We start from the raw sequence: 19,219 nt of genomic DNA, 5'->3' as shown, positions 1-19,219 counted from the left end.
CAGGACGTGCCCAAGGGCGCACCCAGCCAAACACCAGCGGCCGCTTGGCGGCTGCCGGGCCTGGCTGCGTTCTCTCTCATCCGGACTATACCGTCGGCTCCGGGATCACACCGGATCTGCTAGACCTCGCCATGCAAACACGGCGAGCGCTCGCGGGCTGATGGGGCACCGCCCCAAATACCGCCGGTGGGGAGTTGCACCCCGCCCCGAGAACGTCATCCGCCGGCCAATCGCGGCCGACGCAAGTTACTAAGGTGCCGGGTCATGGTTGTGCAAGATGCGGGCGTGCAGCGCCATCGCGGCCAGGGGCGCGCGGTGCTTGGCGCCGGCAATGACATAAGCGAACACTGGGCCTCGTTCGGCGAGCCGGCGCAGGCGTTCGGCCCAGAGATCGAGGTCCGTCTCCGCATAGCCGAGCGGCTCGTCGTCCACGCAGCCGCGCAACCGCAGATAGGCGAAGTCCGCGGTCGGCGGCACCTCCGATGGCGGCCCGCCGTCCGCTACCATGACCAGCGCAACGCCGCGCTCGCGTAGCAGGGCCAGCGCCTCGGGGGAGGCAAAGCTGGCATGCCGCGCCTCCAAGGCGTGACGCAGCCGCACGCCGTCGCGCGCGGCGGGCAGCAGATCGAGGAAGCGCGCCACTTCACCTGCATCGAACTTGCGGGTCGGCGGCAGTTGCCACAGCAGGGCTCCGAGCCTGTCGCCCAATTCGGTCAAGCCGGAGCCGAGGAACCGCTCGATCGCGGGCGCCGCCGCCGCCGCCTCACGACGCTGCGCCGCCGCTCGCGCCGCCTTGACCGAGAAGACGAACCCGTCCGGCACCGCCTCGCGCCAGCCGCGAAAGATCGCCGGGCTCTGGGTGCGATAGAAGGTGGCATTGATTTCGAGCGAGTTCAGTCGCGAGGCGGCATAGGCGAGTTCGTCTGCGTGCCGCAGGCCCGGCGGATAGAACGTCTCGCGCCAGGGCGCATAGCTCCAGCCGCCGATGCCGATCCTGATGCTCACGCCCCAGGTCTCATGCCCCGTGCGCAGCCAGCGTCATGCCGAGCTGGTCGAACAGGAACGCCATCCAGTCGGATTGCTGGTCGATCCTGACCCCGAGCGCGCTGCCGATGCCGTGGCCGGACTTGTCGCTGATCGCGAGGGTGATCGGCAGCCCGGACACCGTCGCCGCCTGTAGGCGCGCGATCATCTTGCGAGACTGCGCCGGATTGACCCGTCCGTCATGCGTGCCAGTGGCCATGAACACCGCCGGATACTTCACGCCTGCACGGACATGCTGATACGGCGAATAGGCCAGCATCGCCTTGAAGTCCGCCGGGTTCTTCACGGTGCCGAACTCGGTGACGTTGAACGCGCCGTTCGGATCAAGCTCGATGCGCATCATGTCGTAAATACCAACCAGTGAGACCACGGCGCGGAACAGGCCGGGCGCCTGGGTCAGCGCCGCCCCCATCGTCAGGCCGCCATTGCTGGCGCCAAGAATGGCGAGGTGCGCGGGCGCCGTGACATGGCGCGCGATCAGGGTGTGGGCGGCGGCGAGGAAATCGTCGAAGACGTGCTGTTTGCGGGTGAGTGCGCCCTGTTCGTGCCAGGTCTCTCCATACTCGCCGCCGCCGCGCAGGTTGGCGATCGCCCAGACGCCGCCGGCATCGAGCCAGAGCCGCGCGGTCTCGCCGGCGAAGCGCGGCGTCATCGACACGCCGTAGCCGCCGTAACCGTAGAGCAGGGTCGGCCGCTTGCCGTCGTCCGTGCTGTGCTTAAGACGGATGACGTTCACCGGGATTTTGGTGCCGTCCTTGGAGACCGCGAAAATGCGCTCCACCTTGGCATCGGCGAACGAGACCGGGCTGGTTTCGGCGAGCGCGGTGAGTCGGCTTGCCCCGGTCGCTTCGTCATACGCCATGACCCGATACGGCGTGAGATAGGTCTGCACGCCGTAGAGCACATGGCCGTCACCGGTCGCCGTGAGTGCGTCCACGTCGGCGATCGGCGGCAGCGCGATCGTGCCTTTCGGCGTGCCGTCACGGGCGTAGATCGCAACCCTGGAGGGCCCGCCGACCAGCTCGCGCAAATAGAGCGCATCACTGGTCACCACCACCGCCTCGCCGCCGAATTCGCCGCCTCCCTCGATCGCGCCAGTCCCCTCGGGGATCAGCGGCTTGGCATGTGCGAGGTCGAGGTCGTTGAGCGGCAACGCCAGGATGCGTCCGCGCGGCGCGTGCTTCTTCGACACCAGATAGAGCACGTTGTCGGGGCCGATGCTGCCGGCCACCGCCTCGTCGGCGAAGTGCGTGACCTGGGTGACGCCGCCGTCCGGCTTGATGACGAACTGTTCGAACTGGCCGCCATCGCCGTTGGCCACGGAGACCAGCACGGCGTTCGGGTTCTGGCTGGCGTCGAGCGCGATTTCGGCGATCCGCGGCAGGCCGCGTCCAAGCACATAGCGGTCCGTTGCCGGATCGGTGCCGAGCCGGTGGTAATAGACCTGCTGGTAGAAGTGCCGGTCGGCCGGCGGACGGTCGGGCCCCGGATAGCGCGTGTACCAGAAGCCCGAACTGTCTGACCGCCAGGCCAGGCTGCCGCCGGCGGTGGGATATTGCGCGCGCGGCACCGCCTCGCCGGTCTCGCGGCCGCTGGCTACGTCGAACACATGCACGGTGCCGTCCTCGCTGCCGTTGCGCGACAGTGAGACCGCAATCTTGCGCCCGTTCGGCGAAGGCACGAACCAGTCGATCGCGGTCTGCCCGGAGGGGTCGAGCGCGTTCGGATCGACCACCACGCGCTGCCTGGTCGCATCGCCCGTGACCGGCATCACGCTCACCATCGGCTGCTGCCTGGGCGGCTGCACGGTGAGTGCGAACAGCCGACCGCCGGCCACCGTCAGGTGGTGATAGGAGGGCGATGTCGCCGAGGCCGCGGCCAGCAGCCGCGCGTGCAGGGTTGTCCGCACCCGCAGCTCATCGAGGTAGGCGCGGGTGCGCCGGTTCTGCGCCGCCGACCAGTCCTGCACGCGTGTCGCATCACCGTTTTCGAGCCAACGATAGGGATCGCGCGCGTCAACGCCGTGATGATGGTCGATTACCGTGTGGATTGGGGTCGGTGGCGCGGTTTTGTCGGCGGCCGACAGAAACAATGCCGCGACCGCAAGCGGCAGGCAGCGCGCCTGCCTCACAGTATCGATTTCGCGTGCTGGAGCACCTGGCCGCAGACCTTCTGGGTGAGCTTCGCCTTGAGGCCGCCACCGCCGAGCGACATGGTCTGGTTGTTGCCGGTTTGCAGCTGCCCCTGGCTGCCCGATTCATATTGGCTGCTGTTGCTGGTGCCTTGGCCGAGCTTGCCCATCAGACTGCTCTCGGTTGCGCCCGCGTTGCTGCCGCTGCCAAGATAGTTGTTCTTGATGCAATATTGCAGCACGCCGGCGATGTTGCCGCTGCTGGCCGAGCCCAGCGACGGCATCGACATGCCACCCATGCCGCCGCCGATGCCAGACGCGCTCTTCAGGCTTTTCAGCATCTGCGCGTTCGCCGGCGCACCGGCCGCGAGTGCCGTCGCCACCGCCGCCGCAATGATCCATCCTTGCATCTCTCGAACCTCCCGCAACCGGCCGCCTTGTGCCGCGCTCGTGCCTGCGAAGCAGGAGCACATCATGCAACAGGTCGCAACGCTTGAGACACTCGATCGGCCGACCACCATCGAACTCGGCGACACCAGGATACTGCTGATCCGTGACGGCGACCTCGTGCACGCGTTCGGCGCGGAGTGTCCTCATGCCGGCGCCCCGCTCGCCGAGGGCGCGGTCTGCGACGGACGCATCATCTGTCCATGGCACAAGGCGAGCTTCAGCCTGCGCGACGGCGCGTTGCTGGAGCCGCCGGCCCTCGAAGGCCTGACCCGCTACCCGGTCACCGTCGAAGGCGGCGCCGTGCTGGTCTCGCCCGAGCCGATGCCGCGGACGCCGTCCCCAGACACGACGGACCCGCGCACGATGCTGATCGTGGGCGCCGGCGCCGCCGGTACCGCCGCTGCCTGCGCCTTGCGCGAGTTCGGCTTTGCCGGGCGGATCGTGCTGCTCGGCCACGAGCCCGGAGCGCCCTACGACCGGACGGCGCTAAGCAAGTTCGTGCTGCAAGGCGCGATGCAACCCGACGCTGCCCCGACGCTGCGCGAGGACGGCTTTTACGATGACCAGCAGATCGAGCGGCTGCACGATGAGGCGGTGGCGCTCGATCCCGCAGCGCGGACGGTTGCACGGGCAGGCGGCGGCAGCATCGGCTACGACGCGGTGCTGATCGCAACCGGCGGGCTGCCACGCGCCCCCGATGTCCCCGGCGGCGACCTTCCCCACGTGCATATATTGCGCACGCGCGAGGACGCCGCCGCTATCCTCGCCGCCCTGCGCGACAAGAGCACCCCCGTGGTGATCGTCGGCAGCGGCTTCATCGGCCTGGAAGCCGCCTCGGCTTTGCGCGAACAGGACATACCGGTCACCGTGGTCTGCCCGCGCGACATCCCGTTCGAGGCGCAGTTCGGCACCGAACTCGGGACGATGTTCCGCCGCCTGCATGAGCAACATGGCGTGCGTTGGCTCGGCGGTCGCAAGGTCGCCCGCATCGACGACGATTGCGTGACGCTCGATGACGGCCAGCGCCTGCCGGCCGGCTTGGTGCTCGCGGGCCTGGGGATTACCCCCGCGACCGGTTTTGCCTCGGGCCTCGCGCGCACTCCGGACGGCGGCATCATTGTCGATGGCGCCATGCGCGCCGCGGACGGCGTGTTCGCCGCCGGCGATGTCGCGCGTCTTCCCCTCGGCCGCCATGACAACCAGCGGGTCGAGCATTGGCGTGTCGCCCAGCAGCATGGTCGTGCCGCCGCCGCCGGCATGCTCGGGCGCACCGCGCCGCCGCCGCAGACGCCGTTCTTCTGGACCTATCATTACGGCAAGCGTTACGAGTATATCGGCCATCCTCAGGAGTTCGACCAGGTGGAGATCGACGGCGATTTCGACGCGGGCGAATTCCTCGCAAGCCTGCGCCAGGGCGGCGCGCTGGTCGGCCTCGTCGCCTGCGGACGCGAGGCGCAGACCGCCGCGATGATCGCGCGTCCACCATTCGCTCCCCCCGCCTTCGCAGCAGAGTGAACGACCCCGCGACGCGGCCGCCGCTCCGCTCGCTGCGGCTGCTGTTTGGCTATCTGCGTCCCTATGGCTGGCGCGTGGCGGCCGCGAGCACCGCGCTGCTCGCCGCAGCAGGGCTGGTGCTGGGTCTCGGCCAGGGCGTGCGCCGGCTGATCGATGGCGGCTTCGGCGCGCACAGCCTCACCCGCCTGAACCATGCCGCCCTGGCGATGGGCGCGATCGTCGCCGCCCTGGCGTTCGCCACCTCGGCGCGCTTCTTTCTGGTGTCTTGGCTCGGCGAGCGGGTCGCCGCCGACCTCCGACGCGACGTGTTCGACAAGGTGGTCTCGCTGTCGCCGAGCTTCTTCGAGACCGCGCGCACCGGCGACATCATCGCCCGCCTCACCGCCGACGTCTCTGTGCTGCAGGCGCTGACCGGCTCGGCGATCTCGCTCTGGGTGCGCAACCTGCTGACCCTGGTCGGCGCCTTCGTGATGCTGCTGATCACCAGCGCCAAGCTTGCCGGCATCATCGTGCTGGTGATCCCGCTGGTGCTCGCACCCGTGATCCTGTTCGGACGCCGCGAAAAACGGCTTTCGCGACAGGCGCAGGACCGGGTCGGCGACCTCAGCACCTATGCCGAGGAGACGGTGAACTTCCTGCGCGCGGTGCAGGCCTTCACCCACGAAGCGACCGACCGCGCCCGCTTCTCCGGCCTGGTGGAGCAGTCGGTGGCAACCGCCATCGCCCGCGTGCGCACCCGGGCGGTGCAACTGCTCAGCGTCATCCTGCTCGGGTTCGGCGCGATCACGCTCAGCCTGTGGGTCGGCGGACGCGACGTGGTGCTGGGACGGCTGAGCGGCGGCGACCTCTCCGCCTTCGTCTTCTACGCAGTGCTGCTGGCGAGTTCCGGCGCGGCGCTGAGCGAGCTCTGGGGCGAGATGCAGCGCGCCGCCGGTGCCGCCGACCGCATCCTCGAACTGCTCGGCGAACAGCCGACGATCGCCGCCCCCGCGAACCCCAAGAGCTTCATCCTGCCGGCGCGCGGCCATATCGACTTCACCGACGTGCGCTTCTGCTATCCGAGCCGGCCCACCGCCGCCGCCCTCGACGGAATCAGCCTGACCATCGAGCCCGGCAGCTTCACCGCCCTGGTCGGCCCCTCCGGTGCCGGCAAGAGCACCCTGTTCCAGTTGCTGCTGCGCTTCCACGACCCGCAATCGGGCAGCATACGCATCGACGGCACAGACATTGCCAGCGTCGATCCGCGCGACCTCCGCCGCCGCATCGGGCTGGTGCCGCAGGACCCGGTGATCTTCAGCACCACCGCGCGCGAGAACATCCGCTACAGCCGGCCCGACGCGTCCGACGCCGACGTGCGCGCCGCGGCAGAGGCAGCGGCGGCCGCCGACTTCCTCGACGACCTGCCGCAGGGCTTCGACAGCTTCCTCGGCGAGAAGGGAATTCGCCTGTCTGGCGGCCAGCGCCAGCGCGTCGCCATCGCCCGCGCAATCCTGCGCGACGCGCCGATCCTGCTGCTCGACGAGGCAACCAGCGCGCTCGACGCGGAGTCCGAACGCGCCGTGCAGTCGGCACTCACACTGTTGGCACGCAACCGCACCACCCTGGTGGTGGCGCACCGGCTGGCGACAGTGCGTCGCGCCGATCGCATCATCGTGCTCGAAGCCGGCCGCATCGTCGCCGCCGGCACGCACACCGCCTTGATGCGCGAAAACGGGCTCTACGCGCGCCTGGCAGAGCTGCAATTCGCCCAAGCTTGAGGAGACATCGATGAAGGCTGTGAAGAGCGACAAGGTCGCGCTGGTCGCGGGTGCTGCCGGCATCATCGGCCGCGCCGTCGGCCGCGAGCTGCTGCGTCAGGGCTGGCGTGTGCGCAGCCTCGGACGCCGCCCGGTGGAAGGCTTCGAGAGCGTGATTGCCGACCTCACCGACCGCGAGGCCCGGCTGGACATGCTGCGCGACGCCGCGGACACCACCCACATCTTTTATGCGGCCCTCTCTCCCGACCCCGATCTTGCCGTCGAGGCCGAGCGCAACGCCGGCATGCTCGGCAACCTGCTCGACGGCGTCGAGGCCGCCAGCGTGCCGCTGCAACGGGTGGTGATCTACCAGGGCTTCAAGATCTACGGCATCCATCTGGGTGCCAAGGTACGCACCCCGGCACGCGAGGACGACCCGATCCACATGCCGCCCAACCTCTATCTGGCGCAGGAGGCGGAACTGCGCGGCCGCTCCTCGGGGGCGCCATGGGACTATGTCGCCCTCCGCCCGGACGTGATCGTCGGCGACGTGCATGGCAACCCGATGAATATCGCCCTCGTCGTCGGCGTGTTCGCGGCGATCTCGCGCGAACTCGGCGTGCCGCTGCGTTACCCCGGCAGCGATTGGGCCTTCAACCAGCTCGTGCAATTCACCGATTCCGGACTGCTCGCACGCGCCAGCGTCTGGGCCGCCACCAACGCCAAAGCCTCAGGCCAGGCCTTCAACATCACCAACGGCGACGTGTTTCGATGGGAGCGCATGTGGGACGACATCGCGGCCCACCTGGACCTCTCCACAGCCCCCCCGGTGCCACTCACCCTGGCGCGCCACATGGCCGACAAGGCGCCGGTCTGGCAGCGTATCGCCGAACGGCACGATTTGGTCGAGCCCGATCTCGACCGCCTGGTCGGCTGGGCCTTCGGCGACTTCATCTTCCACACCGAGACCGACGTGATTTCCGACGTCAGCAAGATTCACGCGGCCGGCTTCACCGAGCGCATGGAGAGCCGCCGCTCGCTGCTTGCCGCCCTCGACAGCCTGCGGGCGCAGAAGGTCCTGCCGTGATGCGCATCGCCATCGTCGGCGCCGGGATGGCCGGCCTCGCCTGCGCCCAGGCCCTGCGCGGCCACGCGGTCACATTGTTCGACAAGGGCCGACGCCCCGGCGGTCGTCTTGCGACACGACGCGTGGAAGGGCTGATGTTCGACCACGGCGCCCAATACGCCACCGCTCGCGGATCCGCGTTCCAGGCCTTCATCGAGCAGGCCGGCGACCTGGTTGCTCCCTGGGATCCAGCGGTCAAACATCCGCGCTGGGTTGGCGTTCCCGGTATGTCGGCGTTCGCCCGCGCGGCCGAGCACGGTGGCATCGGCAGCCTGCATCTGCAATGCCAGATACGCGCCATCACCCGCGACGCCGAGGCCTGGCACCTGCACCATGACGGCGGCTCCGCCGGCCCGTTCGACCGGATCGTCCTGGCGCTGCCAGCGCCACAGGCCGCCCCGTTGCTCGCCGCAATCGGCCATCCATTTGCGGCGCGCGTGGGCGCCGTCGCCATGCAGCCCTGCTGGTGCCTGATGCTGGCCTTCAGCGAACGCCAGTCCGGCCCAGACACACGCACCCTTGAAGGCGGCGCGCTCGCCTGGATCGCCCGCGACAGCTCGCGCCCCGGACGCGATCCGTTGCCCGACTGCTGGATCGCGCACGCTGGCCCCGACTGGTCGCAGGCGCACCTGGAAGACCCACCCGATCAGGTCGAAGCCGCCCTGCGCACCGCCTTTGCCGAAGCCACAGAAATCCGCGCGGTACCGCATTACGCCGCCGTGCATCGCTGGCGCTACGCCCGCACGCAGTCGCCGCTCGGAGAGGCCTGCCTATGGGACCCCTCCGGCATGGCCGTTTGCGGCGACTGGTGCCTCGCCGGCAAGGTGGAAGCCGCGTTCGACTCCGGACTGGCCGCGGCTGCTGCCTGCGCGTAGCGGCAAGGCACTTCTCACACGGCGATGTCACCTCTGTTAGGCGCACCGCTTGGCGCGGCGTTGCGTTGGCTTGCTTGCGAGGTAGTACACCGCGCCAACCAGGGAGCCCTTCGATGGCATTATTCAGCAAGCCGATCAAGACACTCGACGATCTGTTCGTTCATACGCTGCAGGACATCTACTACGCCGAAAATCAGATCGTGAAGACTCTGCCGACCATGATCGAAAAAGCATCCAACCCTGAGCTGAAGAGCGCGTTCCAGCAGCACCTGCGCGAAACCGAGCACCAGGTCACCAGACTGGAGACCGTGTTCGGGATGGTCGGCCAGCCGGTCAAGGCCGTAACCTGCGCTGCAATGGACGGGATTATTGCAGAAGCCAAGGAAGTCATCGGCGATTGCAGCGATGCGGAGGTTCTGGACGCGGCCATGCTATGTTCCGCGCAAGCCATCGAGCATTACGAAATGACCCGCTACGGCAGTCTCACCGCGTTCGCCAGGCAACTCGGCAAAGGCGATGTCGCAGCCCTGCTGCATGAAACCCTGGAGGAAGAAAAGGCAACTGATCACAAGCTGGCCGAGATCGCGAAGACCCGGGTCAACCAGATCGCGGCCTGAGGAACACAAACTTGGATCAGACCATGAAGGCCGTCGTCTGGCACGGGATCGGGGACATCCGGCTCGACACCGTGCCGGCGCCCACCATCGAGCAGCCGACCGACGCGGTGATACGGCTGACGGCATCAGCGATCTGCAGCACCGACCTGCATTTCGTCCGCGGCACCTTTTCTGGCATGAAGCCGGGTACAATTCTCGGCCATGAAGGTGTCGGCACCGTCGAGATGCTCGGAGACGATGTCCGCAACTTCGATGTCGGCGCTCGCGTCGTGGTCTGCTCCACCGTGTCCTGCGGCATTTGCGCCTATTGTCGGGCAGGCTTCACCGCGCAGTGCAACAACGCCAATCCGAACGGGCCAGACCACGGCACGTGTTTCTTCGGCGGCCCCGCCGAGACCGGTCCCGTCAATGGCCTGCAGGCGGAGCGCGCACGCATTCCGTTCGCCGCCTCGACCTTGGTCAAGCTGCCGTAGCAGGTCAGCGATGACCAGGCGATCCTGATCAGCGACATCTTCCCCACCGGCTGGTTCGGAGCCGTTCTCGCGGACGTCAAGAACGGCGACACGGTCGCGGTGTTCGGCTGCGGCCAGGTCGGGCAATTCGCCATTGCCAGCGCAATCCTGCAAGGCGCGGGGCGCGTCTTCGCCGTCGACAAATACGAGGACCGCCTGGCAATGGCGCGCCGGCAGGGTGCCTTCGCGGTCAACTTCGAGGCTGAGGACCCGGTCGAGATCATCAAATCGCTCACCGGCGGGATCGGTCCGGACCGGGTGATCGATGCGGTCGGCGTCGACGCCATGCACGCGCAACACGGCCCAGCCGCGAAGCCAGGGCAGGAGGAGCAAGCCGGCAAAACCTGGGTTCCTGGCGACGCACCCGCCCAGTCGCTCGAATGGGCGGGTGCGCCGCCAGGGCCGGCACCATCGGCATCATCGGTGTCTATCCGCCGACCGCCACGTCGTTTCCAACCGGCATGGCAATGAACAAGAACCTGTCGATCAAGATGGGCAACTGCAACCATCGCGCCCACATCCCGGCTTTGCTCGAGATGGTGCGAATGGGCCGGATCGATCCGCTGCAAGTCCTCACCAAGGTCGAACCGCTAACCGACGCAATCGAAGCCTACGAGCATTTTGACCGCCGGGAGACCGGCTGGACCAAGACTGAACTGACATTGCCGCAGGCAGCGGAATAAAGAGTGCTCCGCCTTGTGCCAGGAGGCGGCGCACGCCCGGTGGGAGTCAATGCATGCCGGGCTGTAGAGCAGCGGGTGTCAGTAACGTCCACTTGACACCTACCCACTTACGGGTAACGCGCTGCTGACTTCATTGGTGACCACGTTAGACTCCACGGCCAGCGCCTGGAGCAGCGTATGTCCGACAAGATGCGGCTGTCGATCGCAGGAGAAGACATCCCGTTCACGATGCAGGCCGAAATCGGTCACATGACCATGGACGAGGCCATTGCGTCTGGCCTGTTCGACCTGCCAGACGAGCCCGGCTTGGTCCGCATCCCCGTCTCTCTGAACGTCTTTATCCCCAACAGCGTCCTTCATCCGCCGCCACCCCCGCGAGCCTCGCCGACCGACACCGCGCACGGCGTGCCGCCCTCAAGCCGCCGACGCACCCGCTTCGGCAACTATCCGAAGGCCGTTGCCGCACGGAACATCGCGCGCACCTTCCGCTCACCAGCCGTGGACCAGGCCGAACGCGATGATTTCCGCACTCTTCTGGGCGTCCTGCATCCGCGGCAAGGCCCGCGCGCGCCCGACGACACACCGGTTCAGCTGGCGTGCTTGCAAGAGGATCTCTCCTTCGGGTCAGCCAGTTGCCCTTAAACCGGGGCCGAGCTGAGCAAAGCAGCGTCTCGCGCGGGGCCTCGGCCGCCAGCGGCACCGCTCCGGCTATAACCGGTAACGCGTGTTTTGCAAGCTTGCCGATGCCACAGGCTGCGACCGAGACCTTTTACAGCGCCGTCAAGAAAGCGGCGCCCGGCCACTCCCGATAGGCACACCCCAGACCGCCGCGGACCTGGCGCCATTTCTTACGGATGGATCAAGTATCGCGAACGCACCGAAATCCGTTTTCGCGCTCATGGCCGTTAACACCAGACAAGCCCCAGCCCGCAAACCAGCTCGGCCATGGCCTCGACGGCGCCTTGATCCGCAGGCTACCTGCTTTTAACAAATATTCTTCATTGAGAGGGATCAAGATGAGCAAGATCACCACTATCGTAATTATCTGTATAGGAGAGGACGATAGGATCAATGCGGTAAACGCTTGGTTACAGAGCACCGGATTCGGTTACGACTTTTCGGCCGACAGCTTCTCCGATTCGTTCCGCATAATCCACGAGGGCGAGAAGCAGGCGAGAGCATACCAAGTGGTGGGGTTCAGACTATGGCGGAGGCCGGTGGACGTCGTTGACGGCTCGGAGGTGAAGGTAGATTTGGCGTAACACCCTCTCCAAAGTCCCGTCGAGAACGGCAATGTGAACTCGCCGTGTCGCCGGCGAGCAACGCAAGTCGGTGTCTGCATCATTAACGTGGAGTTTATAAGTCCTGTGATAGGGTAGTTTATGGGCCAGCGGCATATCTCAACTTTCTTCCCGGACAACTTCACCAGGGAGCAAGTCAAGAAGGCGATAGAAACAGCGTTCCGCGACAGTGGCGTGACGGACGACGGCAGGTTTGTCGGTGAGTCGGGTCACGGCTTCAAAATCATAGGCTACTATTTGAAGAGAGACGGCATTGTCACCGCGTATCCGATCCAGCAGGACGATTACACGGGAAAAGAGCATGAGAATGCCGTCGTGAGGGTCTGGCGTGACAGAGGGCTTAATGCCGCTGCACTGGCTCCGCACGATCATCGAGCCGCAGCACTCGCAGCGTTTCTTGAGTCTGACGTGCAAGGGGGTGATGACTCGGCCCGTGACTATCTCGCTTGGCTTGACGCCGTGCTCATGGACGAGAGTGAGAGCGAAGAAACAACAGGCAATGGCTTCACCGTCACCATCGACCGCCACGGCGTTCTGATCGAAAGTGACTACCTGGAGAAGCTGAACTCATTCCGTTATAGCCATGAGGAGTTCCGTACGGCCTTGGAACAGGTGGTGCTCCTAATGCTTGGTGCAAAGTCGGGGTCCTCCGCCCATCGGCAATGATCAGCGCCGCGTGCTTACAGAAGAAGCATTGGTCTGGCCCGGTCAGTTTGCGACCGGACCGGCTGTCGATCTGTTGTCGTGAGCTTTCACCGGGCTGATTTGTCGGTGGAGCAAGGCAGGCTGTTCAAGGATGAGGGCGCCGCGTCTTGCCGGCGAAGGGTGGCCGCTGCGGATGGGCTCGGGGCCGTGCTCTTGCCTCTCGGTCTCCGCCGCGGTTAGGACTGACGCGTGGCCAGCTACAGCTTCCTGCATGCCGCCGATATCCATCTCGACAGTCCGTTGGTGGGGCTGCGCGCGCGGGGGGATGTGCCCGAGGCGGTGCTCCGCGACTGCACGCGTCGGGCGTTCTCGGCGATGGTCGATCTCGCCGTGGCCGAGCAGGTCGGCTTCGTGGTGATCGCGGGTGATCTTTACGACGGCAATTGGAAGGATTTTTCCACCGGATTGTTTTTCGCGGCTGAGATGCGCCGGCTTGGCCGTCCGTGCTTCCTGTTGCGCGGCAACCATGATGCGCGATCGGTAATCACCCGCGCGCTCAGGCCGCCCGCCAATGTCCGCGAGTTCTCCTCGCGCACCTGCGAGAGCTTCGTGCTCGATGAGCTGGGTGTGGCGCTGCATGGCCACTCGTTTCCGAACCGGGCGGTGCCGGAAGATCTGTCCGCGGGCTATCCGGCGCCGCATCCCGGCCGGCTCAATATCGGCGTGCTGCATAGTTCGGCCGAGGACCCGGGCGAGCACGAGACCTATGCGCCGTGCAGCGTCGCGGCCCTCACCCTGAAGGGCTACGACTACTTCGCACTCGGGCATGTGCATGAACGCCGGGTGCTGGCTGAGCGGCCCTGGGTCGTGTTCCCCGGCAACATGCAGGGCCGGCATGCGCGCGAGACGGGGGCGAAGGGCTGCTCGCTGGTCCGCGTCGAGGACGGGCGCGTGGTGGCGGTGACGCATCGCGTGCTCGACGTGGTGCGCTGGGTGGCGCTGGAGGTGGAGGCGGGTGACGATGCGGTGTTGCTCAGGCAGCGGATCACGCAGGCGGTGCGGTCGGCCGCGGCCGCGTGCGACGCGCGGCCGATGCTGGCGCGGCTGACCGTGACCGGCGAGAGCGGCCTGGCACTCGACGCGGAGCAACTGGCGGCGGAGTGCCGCAATGCCGCGATCGAGGCCGACGCGGCACTCTGGGTGGAGAGCGTCAAGCTGCGCGTGCGTGGTGCCGCGCCGCTCGAAGCCGAACTGCTGGCGCCGCTGCATGAGGCATTCGCCGCCGGGCTCGATGACCCGGCGTTGCGGGCGGCACTGCTCGACGACCTCGCCGCCCTGCGCCAGCGTCTGCCGGCGGCAGCGCGGGTCGGGCTCGATCTGCCGGAGGTCGAGGACGGCCTGCGCGCGCTGGCTGGCGAGGCCTGGGCGATCGCCGCCGGGTTGCTGCGTCCTTGAGGCTGGTCAGGCTCGACCTGCTCCGCTACGGGCATCTGTCCGACGCGAGCCTTCGCTTCAACGGGCCCGCGGCACTGCATGTCGTGCTCGGTCCCAACGAGGCCGGCAAATCCACCGCGCTCGCCGCCATCGCCGATGCGCTGTTCGGGTTCGGCCATCGCACCGATTTCGACTTCCTGCATGGCAGCGCGCAGTTGCGGATCGGCGTGACGCTTGCCGCCGGCGATGGCGACGCTGCCGCTTTCGTGCGTCGCAAGGGCCGTCGCGACACCCTGCGCGACGAAGCCGACCAGCCGCTGCCGGAGGAGGCGCTGCGTCGCTTCCTCGGTGGCGTCGATCGCGAGCGTTTCGAGCGCGGCTTCGGCCTGGACGGCGCGCGGCTGCGCCAGGGCGGCCAGGACCTGCTGCGCAGCGGCGGCGAGGCGGGAGAGAGCCTGCTCGCCGGCAGCGGCGTGGCACATCTGCGCCCCGCCCTGGCCAGGCTCGACGAGGAGGCGAAGTCGCTGTTCGGCGACGGCCGCGGCCGGCGGTTGCTGTCGGAGGCGGTCGAGACCTGGCGGCAGGCGGTGCGCGAGAGCGAGGTCCGGGCGGTGGCGCCGAAGGCCTGGCAGGAGACCGAAGCCGCCTATGCGCGCGTGCAGAACGAGCTTGCCGACTTGCAGGCGCAAACCCGGGCGCTGGCCGCGGAGGGCAGCAAGCTGCAGCGGGTGCGCCGGACGGCGCCACTGCTGTCCGGGCTCGATGCCGCGCGCGCGGCGTCCGCGGACCTCGCCGACGCGCCGCTGCTGGCACCCGACGCCGAACAGCGGCTCGACGCACTTTCGGCGCATGCCCGCGAGGCCGCTCGCGACGCCGAGCGCGAGGCTGCGGAATTGCGGCGGCTGGTGGCACTCGGGGCTGCCTTGCCGGCGGACGAGGCGGCGTTGTCGATGCAGGATGCGATCGACCGGCTGGTCGCGCGTCGCCAGGTGGCGGAGGGAGCGGCCGGCGACCTGCCAGAGGTGCACGCGGCGATTGTCGGCCATTGCGCCAGGGTCTCGGAGGCGTTGGCCGATCTCGGCGCGCGGCACGGCCCCAAGGTGGCGCGTGATTCGGTGCCGGGCGCTGCGAATCGGCGTCGTGTGCAGCAACTGGTGAGCCGTCACGCGGCACTCTCGGCGACCGCCGCGGCCGCCGATCGGGCGTCGGCGGCGGCGCGGCTGCAACGCGAGCGTGCCGAAGCCGCCCTGCTGCAGGCACCGCCACCGCCATCGCCGGTGCCCTTGCGACGCAGCATCGAGCGGGTGCGCGGCGAGGGCCCGCTCGACGCTGAGCTGGCGCGAGCCCGACGCGCGGCCGCCGATGCCTCCGCTTGCGTAGTGTCGGCGCTCGCCGCCCTGCCGCTCTGGACCGGCAGTCTCGCCGAACTGCTCGCAAGCCCGCTGCCGTTGCCGGCAGAGACCGCTGCCGCCGCGACGCGCCTGGACGCGGCGTTCGCGGCAACGGAGCAGGCGCGCCTTGCCGCCATGGCGCTCGACACTGAGGTCGCCGCCTTGCAGGACGAGCTCGCGCGGCTGTCGACCGGCGAGGCGATGCCGACTCCGGCGGCGGTGACGCAGGCCCGCCTGCGACGCGACCAGGCTTGGCGGCAGTTCCGGCAGCAACACGCGCAGTCGTCGGCCGACGCCTTCGAGGCGCTGCGGGACGAGGCCGACCGTCTGGCCGACCGGCGCGCCGACGAGGTGCTGCGTGTATCCGCACACCTGGCGGCGACCGCCCGGCTTGAGCTGCTGCTGCGCGAGCGCGTGCCAGGGGCGGGGCAGGCCGTGGCGGACGCAGGCGCCGGGCTGGAGGCGGCGCAGGCGGCCTGGTCGGCACTCTGGGCGGCGGCGGGGCTGTTGCCGGAGGCGCCGGCGGCGATGGTGGAGTGGCGCCGCGCCCGCGACGACGTGGTGCGGCGGGCGGCGGCCGGGACGGATGCGGCGGAGGCTTTGGCGACGTTACGCGAGCGCTGGGATCGCGCGTCGGCGATGCTGCCGGGGGGACAGCCCGGCGAGAGCCTGGCGGCGCAACTGCTGCGCGCGGAGACTGCGTGCGAAGCTGCGGAACGGGCCGAGTCGGCGCATCGCGCCTGTGCCGAGGCGCTGGCCGGCGCGACAGCGCGGCTGGCTGATCTGGCTGATGAGGCGGCGTCCGCCGAGGCGGCGCTCGCGGACTGGCGCGGATCATGGGGATCGGCTGTGGAAGGACTCGGGCTTGGCCCCGATGCCGATGTCGAGACGATGGAGTCGGTGCTCGGCGCCTGGGGCCGGATTGCCGAGGTCGCGCCGGCCTGGCGTGCCGACGAGCAGCGGGTGATCGACATGACGGCGAGTCTCGCCGACTTCAGCAACGAGGCGCAGGCCTTGCGGTCGGCCTTGGGCGAGCCAGCCGGCGAGGAGACGGCGTCACTGCTCGCGGCCCGTCTGGGACGGCGTCTGGCGCAAGCCCGCGCGGCCCAGGCCGAGGCGTCGGCCCTGGCCGAGCGGATAGGGCGGCACGAGGCGGCGGCCATCGAGGCGCGGCATCGTCTGGCGGCGTGCGAGGCGGAGTTGGCGGCGCTGCGACAGGCTTGCGGCGCCCAGGACGATGCCGGCGTGCGCCGCGCGATCGAGCGGGCGCGGCAGCGTGACGCGGCGCGCGCCGAGATCGCCCGTCTCGCGGCGGCGCTGCTGGCGCAGGGCGACGGTCTGGCGGAGGCGCTGCTGCGCGTTGAGGCGCTCTCGGTCGATGTCGATTCGGCGGCGGCGCGGCTGGCCGAGATCGAGCCGGCGATGCAGGCGCTGGGCGAGCAGCGCGAGGCGGCCAGTGCCGCGCGAGCCCGGGCGGAGGCGTCGCTCGCGGCGATGCGCACCGGGCATGACGCCGCCGGCCGCGCGCAGGAAGCGGCGGACGCGCTGGCGCAGGCGCGGGCGCATGCCGAACGCTACGGGCGGCTGCGGGTGGCGCAGGTGCTGTTGCGTGCCGGCATCGAACGCTTCCGGGCGCAGCAGCAGGGCCCGCTGCTGCGCGCGGCGGGGGCGCATTTCGCCCGGCTCACCGGCGGCCGCTATGGCGGGCTGAGCGTCGACGAGGATGCGGCCGGACGCGCTTTGCTGCGCGCGATCCGCGACAACGGCGCGGAATGCCCGGTCGAGGCGCTCAGCGAGGGCGCCCGCGACCAGCTCTATCTGGCGCTACGGGTGGCCGCGATCGAGGCGCATGCGGCGCGCGCGCAGCCGATGCCGTTCATCGCCGACGATCTGCTGGTGCATTTCGACGATACGCGGGCACGCGCGGCGTTAGCACTTCTGGCCGCACTCGGCGCCACCACCCAGGTGATCCTGTTCACCCATCATGCGCATATCGCGTCGCTGGCGTCAGAGCTTGCGGGGGTGTCGGTGCAGACGCTGGCAGCGTGACGCGTATCGTGCAGCCGGAGCCGCCTGTGAAGCCGACCGACCCGCCATGCGCGCGGACCACGGCGCGCGCGATCGACAGGCCAAGGCCGCTGCCGCTGCCCGATTGCGCCCCCTTGCGGAAGCGTTCGAACAGCGCCTCGCCGTCGGCGGCCGCGATCGCCGGACCCTGGTCGTCGACTTCCAGCACGGCGTTGGCCGCCTGCCGTGCCAATGTCAGCCGAATACGGCCGCGCCCGTGGGTGAGCGCGTTCTGCGCCAGGGTGCGCACCATGTCGCGCAGGTCGTCGGGGTGGCCGTTGGCGGCAAGCCGGTCCGGCGCCGACACCTCCAGCGTGCGTCCGGCCGCCTGCACCAGCGGCTCGATGGTGGCGGCGGCTTCGCGAACGATGCGCGACAGATTGACCGGCGTCGGTTGTGCGCCGCCGGCCTCCTTACGGGCGAGGTCGAGCAGCCCCTCGATCAGCCGCCGCATGACCGCGAGGTCGGCCTCGATCGCCGGCCATTCGATCGCCGCCCCCTCGCTGCGGGCGCGTTGCAGACGCAGGCCGAGGGCGGCGAGCGGGGTGCGCAGCTCGTGCGCCGCGTCGGCGGTGAAGCGGCGCTCGGTCTCGTAGGCGGCGGTCAGCCGGTCGAGGGTGTCGTTGACCGCGCCGACCAGCGGCCGCAACTCGCTCGGCAGCCCCGCCATGCCGATCCGCGCCTCGGGACGCTGCGGTCCGGCCGCCGCCGCTTCGTCGGAGGCGCGCAGCAACGGCCGCAGGCTCCAGCGGGTGACGACGCCGATCAGCACCAGCATCACCAGGCTGAACGGGGCGAGTATCGCGAGATCCTGCCAGGGTTCGCCCAGTTGGTCTTCGGCAAAGCGGCCGCCAAACGCATGCGCGCCATGTTCCAGCACATAGACCAGGGCTAGGCCGCCAATCAGCAGCAAGGTCATCGAGCCGACGAGGCGACCCCGCAGGCTGCCCATGAGCAGGCCATTCGTGAACAGGTGGGCCATCAGCCGGGCCCGCGCCGCACCAGCCGGTAGCCGATGCCGCGGATGGTCTCGATGGCGAGATCCGGCGCACCCTGGGCCAGGCGCCGGCGCAGGCGCGAGACCGCCGCCTCCAGCGCGTTGCCGCTGACCGGCTCGGCCAGCCCCCAGAGCCGGTCCTCCAGTGTATCGCGCACGACGGTGCGCCCGGCGGCACGGATCAGCTCCTCGAGCAGCGAGATCTCGCGCCGGGTCAGGTCGAGCACAATGTCGCCGATCCGCGCCTCTCGCGCCTCGGTGTCGAAGGCGAGATCGCCCAGCCGCAGCACTGGGTCGCGACGCAGCCCCGGCCGGCGCAGGATCGAGCGCAGGCGGGCGTCGAATTCGCCGAGGTCGAACGGCTTGAGCAGATAGTCGTCGGCGCCGGCGTCGAGGCCGCGGACCCGGTCGCTCACCGCATCGCGGGCGGTCAGCACCAGCACCGGCACGTCGGGGCTTTCGCCGGCGCGCAGGTGACGTAGCACCGTCATGCCGTCGAGATCGGGCAGGCCGAGATCGAGGATCACCGCGTCGTAGAGGCTGGCGGCGGCTGCGGCGATCGCCTCGTCGCCGCAACCCACGCAATCGGTGACGAAGCCGGACTGGCGCAGATGCCCGGCCATCGTCTCGCGCATGCCGGCATGATCCTCGACCAGAAGCAGGCGCATGCCGGAGAGTCTCGCCGCAAACCGATG

Annotated in this window: 18 protein-coding genes and 1 riboswitch; of the genes, 13 read left to right on the top strand and 5 right to left on the bottom strand. The window is 69.0% G+C overall.

Annotated features, from left to right (window positions below; translation table 11 throughout):
• Positions 1 to 64 precede the first annotated feature (64 nt).
• Positions 65 to 218, bottom strand: a riboswitch (FMN riboswitch).
• A gap of 31 nt (positions 219 to 249) precedes the next feature.
• From ACQY4K_RS09140 to ACQY4K_RS09130, 3 genes are read right to left on the bottom strand one after another with little or no spacing between them, the layout of a single operon-like run.
• Entirely contained in the window at positions 250 to 1,005 is a 756-nt protein-coding gene (locus ACQY4K_RS09140; protein ID WP_428395400.1) for a DUF72 domain-containing protein, read from the bottom strand.
• Positions 1,006 to 1,015: 10 nt separating this feature from the next.
• Positions 1,016 to 3,175, bottom strand: a complete 2,160-nt coding sequence (locus tag ACQY4K_RS09135) for a prolyl oligopeptidase family serine peptidase (protein ID WP_428395398.1) — start codon at positions 3,173 to 3,175, stop codon at positions 1,016 to 1,018.
• Positions 3,172 to 3,516, bottom strand: coding sequence for a DUF2501 domain-containing protein (locus ACQY4K_RS09130; protein WP_428395396.1), 345 nt, complete (start codon positions 3,514 to 3,516; stop codon positions 3,172 to 3,174). Before ACQY4K_RS09130 ends, ACQY4K_RS09135 begins: the two co-directional genes overlap by 4 nt.
• Before the next feature lie 133 nt (positions 3,517 to 3,649).
• Here ACQY4K_RS09130 and ACQY4K_RS09125 point away from each other — a divergent pair, with 133 nt between their 5' ends.
• From ACQY4K_RS09125 to ACQY4K_RS09065, 13 genes are all read left to right on the top strand, one after another.
• Positions 3,650 to 5,140, top strand: coding sequence for an FAD-dependent oxidoreductase (locus ACQY4K_RS09125; protein WP_428395394.1), 1,491 nt, complete (start codon positions 3,650 to 3,652; stop codon positions 5,138 to 5,140).
• Complete coding sequence (locus tag ACQY4K_RS09120; RefSeq protein WP_428395392.1) at positions 5,137 to 6,897, top strand: ABC transporter transmembrane domain-containing protein; 1,761 nt, start codon at positions 5,137 to 5,139, stop codon at positions 6,895 to 6,897. The genes ACQY4K_RS09125 and ACQY4K_RS09120 overlap by 4 nt, the downstream gene beginning before the upstream one ends.
• A 10-nt stretch (positions 6,898 to 6,907) precedes the next feature.
• Positions 6,908 to 7,963 (top strand): SDR family oxidoreductase, encoded by a 1,056-nt coding sequence (locus ACQY4K_RS09115; protein WP_428395390.1) that lies wholly within the window; start codon positions 6,908 to 6,910, stop codon positions 7,961 to 7,963.
• Positions 7,963 to 8,877 (top strand): NAD(P)/FAD-dependent oxidoreductase, encoded by a 915-nt coding sequence (locus ACQY4K_RS09110; RefSeq protein ID WP_428396037.1) that lies wholly within the window; start codon positions 7,963 to 7,965, stop codon positions 8,875 to 8,877. Before ACQY4K_RS09115 ends, ACQY4K_RS09110 begins: the two co-directional genes overlap by 1 nt.
• A gap of 113 nt (positions 8,878 to 8,990) precedes the next feature.
• Positions 8,991 to 9,494 (top strand): ferritin-like domain-containing protein, encoded by a 504-nt coding sequence (locus tag ACQY4K_RS09105; protein WP_428395388.1) that lies wholly within the window; start codon positions 8,991 to 8,993, stop codon positions 9,492 to 9,494.
• A gap of 23 nt (positions 9,495 to 9,517) precedes the next feature.
• Complete coding sequence (locus ACQY4K_RS09100) at positions 9,518 to 9,967, top strand: alcohol dehydrogenase catalytic domain-containing protein (protein WP_428395386.1); 450 nt, start codon at positions 9,518 to 9,520, stop codon at positions 9,965 to 9,967.
• A gap of 99 nt (positions 9,968 to 10,066) precedes the next feature.
• Complete coding sequence (locus ACQY4K_RS09095) at positions 10,067 to 10,477, top strand: zinc-binding dehydrogenase (RefSeq protein WP_428395384.1); 411 nt, start codon at positions 10,067 to 10,069, stop codon at positions 10,475 to 10,477.
• The gene (locus ACQY4K_RS09090) at positions 10,474 to 10,689 is read left to right on the top strand and encodes a hypothetical protein (RefSeq protein ID WP_428395383.1); all 216 of its coding nucleotides are present in this window, start codon (positions 10,474 to 10,476) and stop codon (positions 10,687 to 10,689) included. Before ACQY4K_RS09095 ends, ACQY4K_RS09090 begins: the two co-directional genes overlap by 4 nt.
• A 189-nt stretch (positions 10,690 to 10,878) precedes the next feature.
• Positions 10,879 to 11,331, top strand: coding sequence for a hypothetical protein (locus tag ACQY4K_RS09085; RefSeq protein ID WP_428395381.1), 453 nt, complete (start codon positions 10,879 to 10,881; stop codon positions 11,329 to 11,331).
• A 374-nt stretch (positions 11,332 to 11,705) separates the two neighbouring features.
• The gene (locus ACQY4K_RS09080; protein WP_428395379.1) at positions 11,706 to 11,951 is read left to right on the top strand and encodes a hypothetical protein; all 246 of its coding nucleotides are present in this window, start codon (positions 11,706 to 11,708) and stop codon (positions 11,949 to 11,951) included.
• Between the two features lie 120 nt (positions 11,952 to 12,071).
• Complete coding sequence (locus tag ACQY4K_RS09075; protein WP_428395377.1) at positions 12,072 to 12,656, top strand: EndoU domain-containing protein; 585 nt, start codon at positions 12,072 to 12,074, stop codon at positions 12,654 to 12,656.
• Between the two features lie 228 nt (positions 12,657 to 12,884).
• The gene (locus ACQY4K_RS09070) at positions 12,885 to 14,090 is read left to right on the top strand and encodes a metallophosphoesterase family protein (RefSeq protein WP_428395375.1); all 1,206 of its coding nucleotides are present in this window, start codon (positions 12,885 to 12,887) and stop codon (positions 14,088 to 14,090) included.
• Positions 14,087 to 17,509 carry an AAA family ATPase gene (locus tag ACQY4K_RS09065; protein WP_428395373.1) on the top strand — a complete coding sequence of 1,141 codons (3,423 nt, stop codon included), beginning with the start codon at positions 14,087 to 14,089 and terminating at the stop codon, positions 17,507 to 17,509. Before ACQY4K_RS09070 ends, ACQY4K_RS09065 begins: the two co-directional genes overlap by 4 nt.
• Here ACQY4K_RS09065 and ACQY4K_RS09060 read toward each other — a convergent pair.
• Positions 17,436 to 18,509 (bottom strand): sensor histidine kinase, encoded by a 1,074-nt coding sequence (locus ACQY4K_RS09060; protein ID WP_428395371.1) that lies wholly within the window; start codon positions 18,507 to 18,509, stop codon positions 17,436 to 17,438. The genes ACQY4K_RS09065 and ACQY4K_RS09060 overlap by 74 nt on opposite strands.
• Positions 18,509 to 19,192 carry a response regulator transcription factor gene (locus tag ACQY4K_RS09055; protein ID WP_428395369.1) on the bottom strand — a complete coding sequence of 228 codons (684 nt, stop codon included), beginning with the start codon at positions 19,190 to 19,192 and terminating at the stop codon, positions 18,509 to 18,511. The genes ACQY4K_RS09060 and ACQY4K_RS09055 overlap by 1 nt, the downstream gene beginning before the upstream one ends.
• Positions 19,193 to 19,219 lie beyond the last annotated feature (27 nt).

The sequence above is a fragment of the Lichenicoccus sp. genome, assembly GCF_965276875.1.
In the GTDB taxonomy this organism is placed as follows: domain Bacteria; phylum Pseudomonadota; class Alphaproteobacteria; order Acetobacterales; family Acetobacteraceae; genus Lichenicoccus.
Note: the sequence above shows the minus strand (reverse complement) of the source record. Positions and strands in the feature narration are given on the sequence as shown.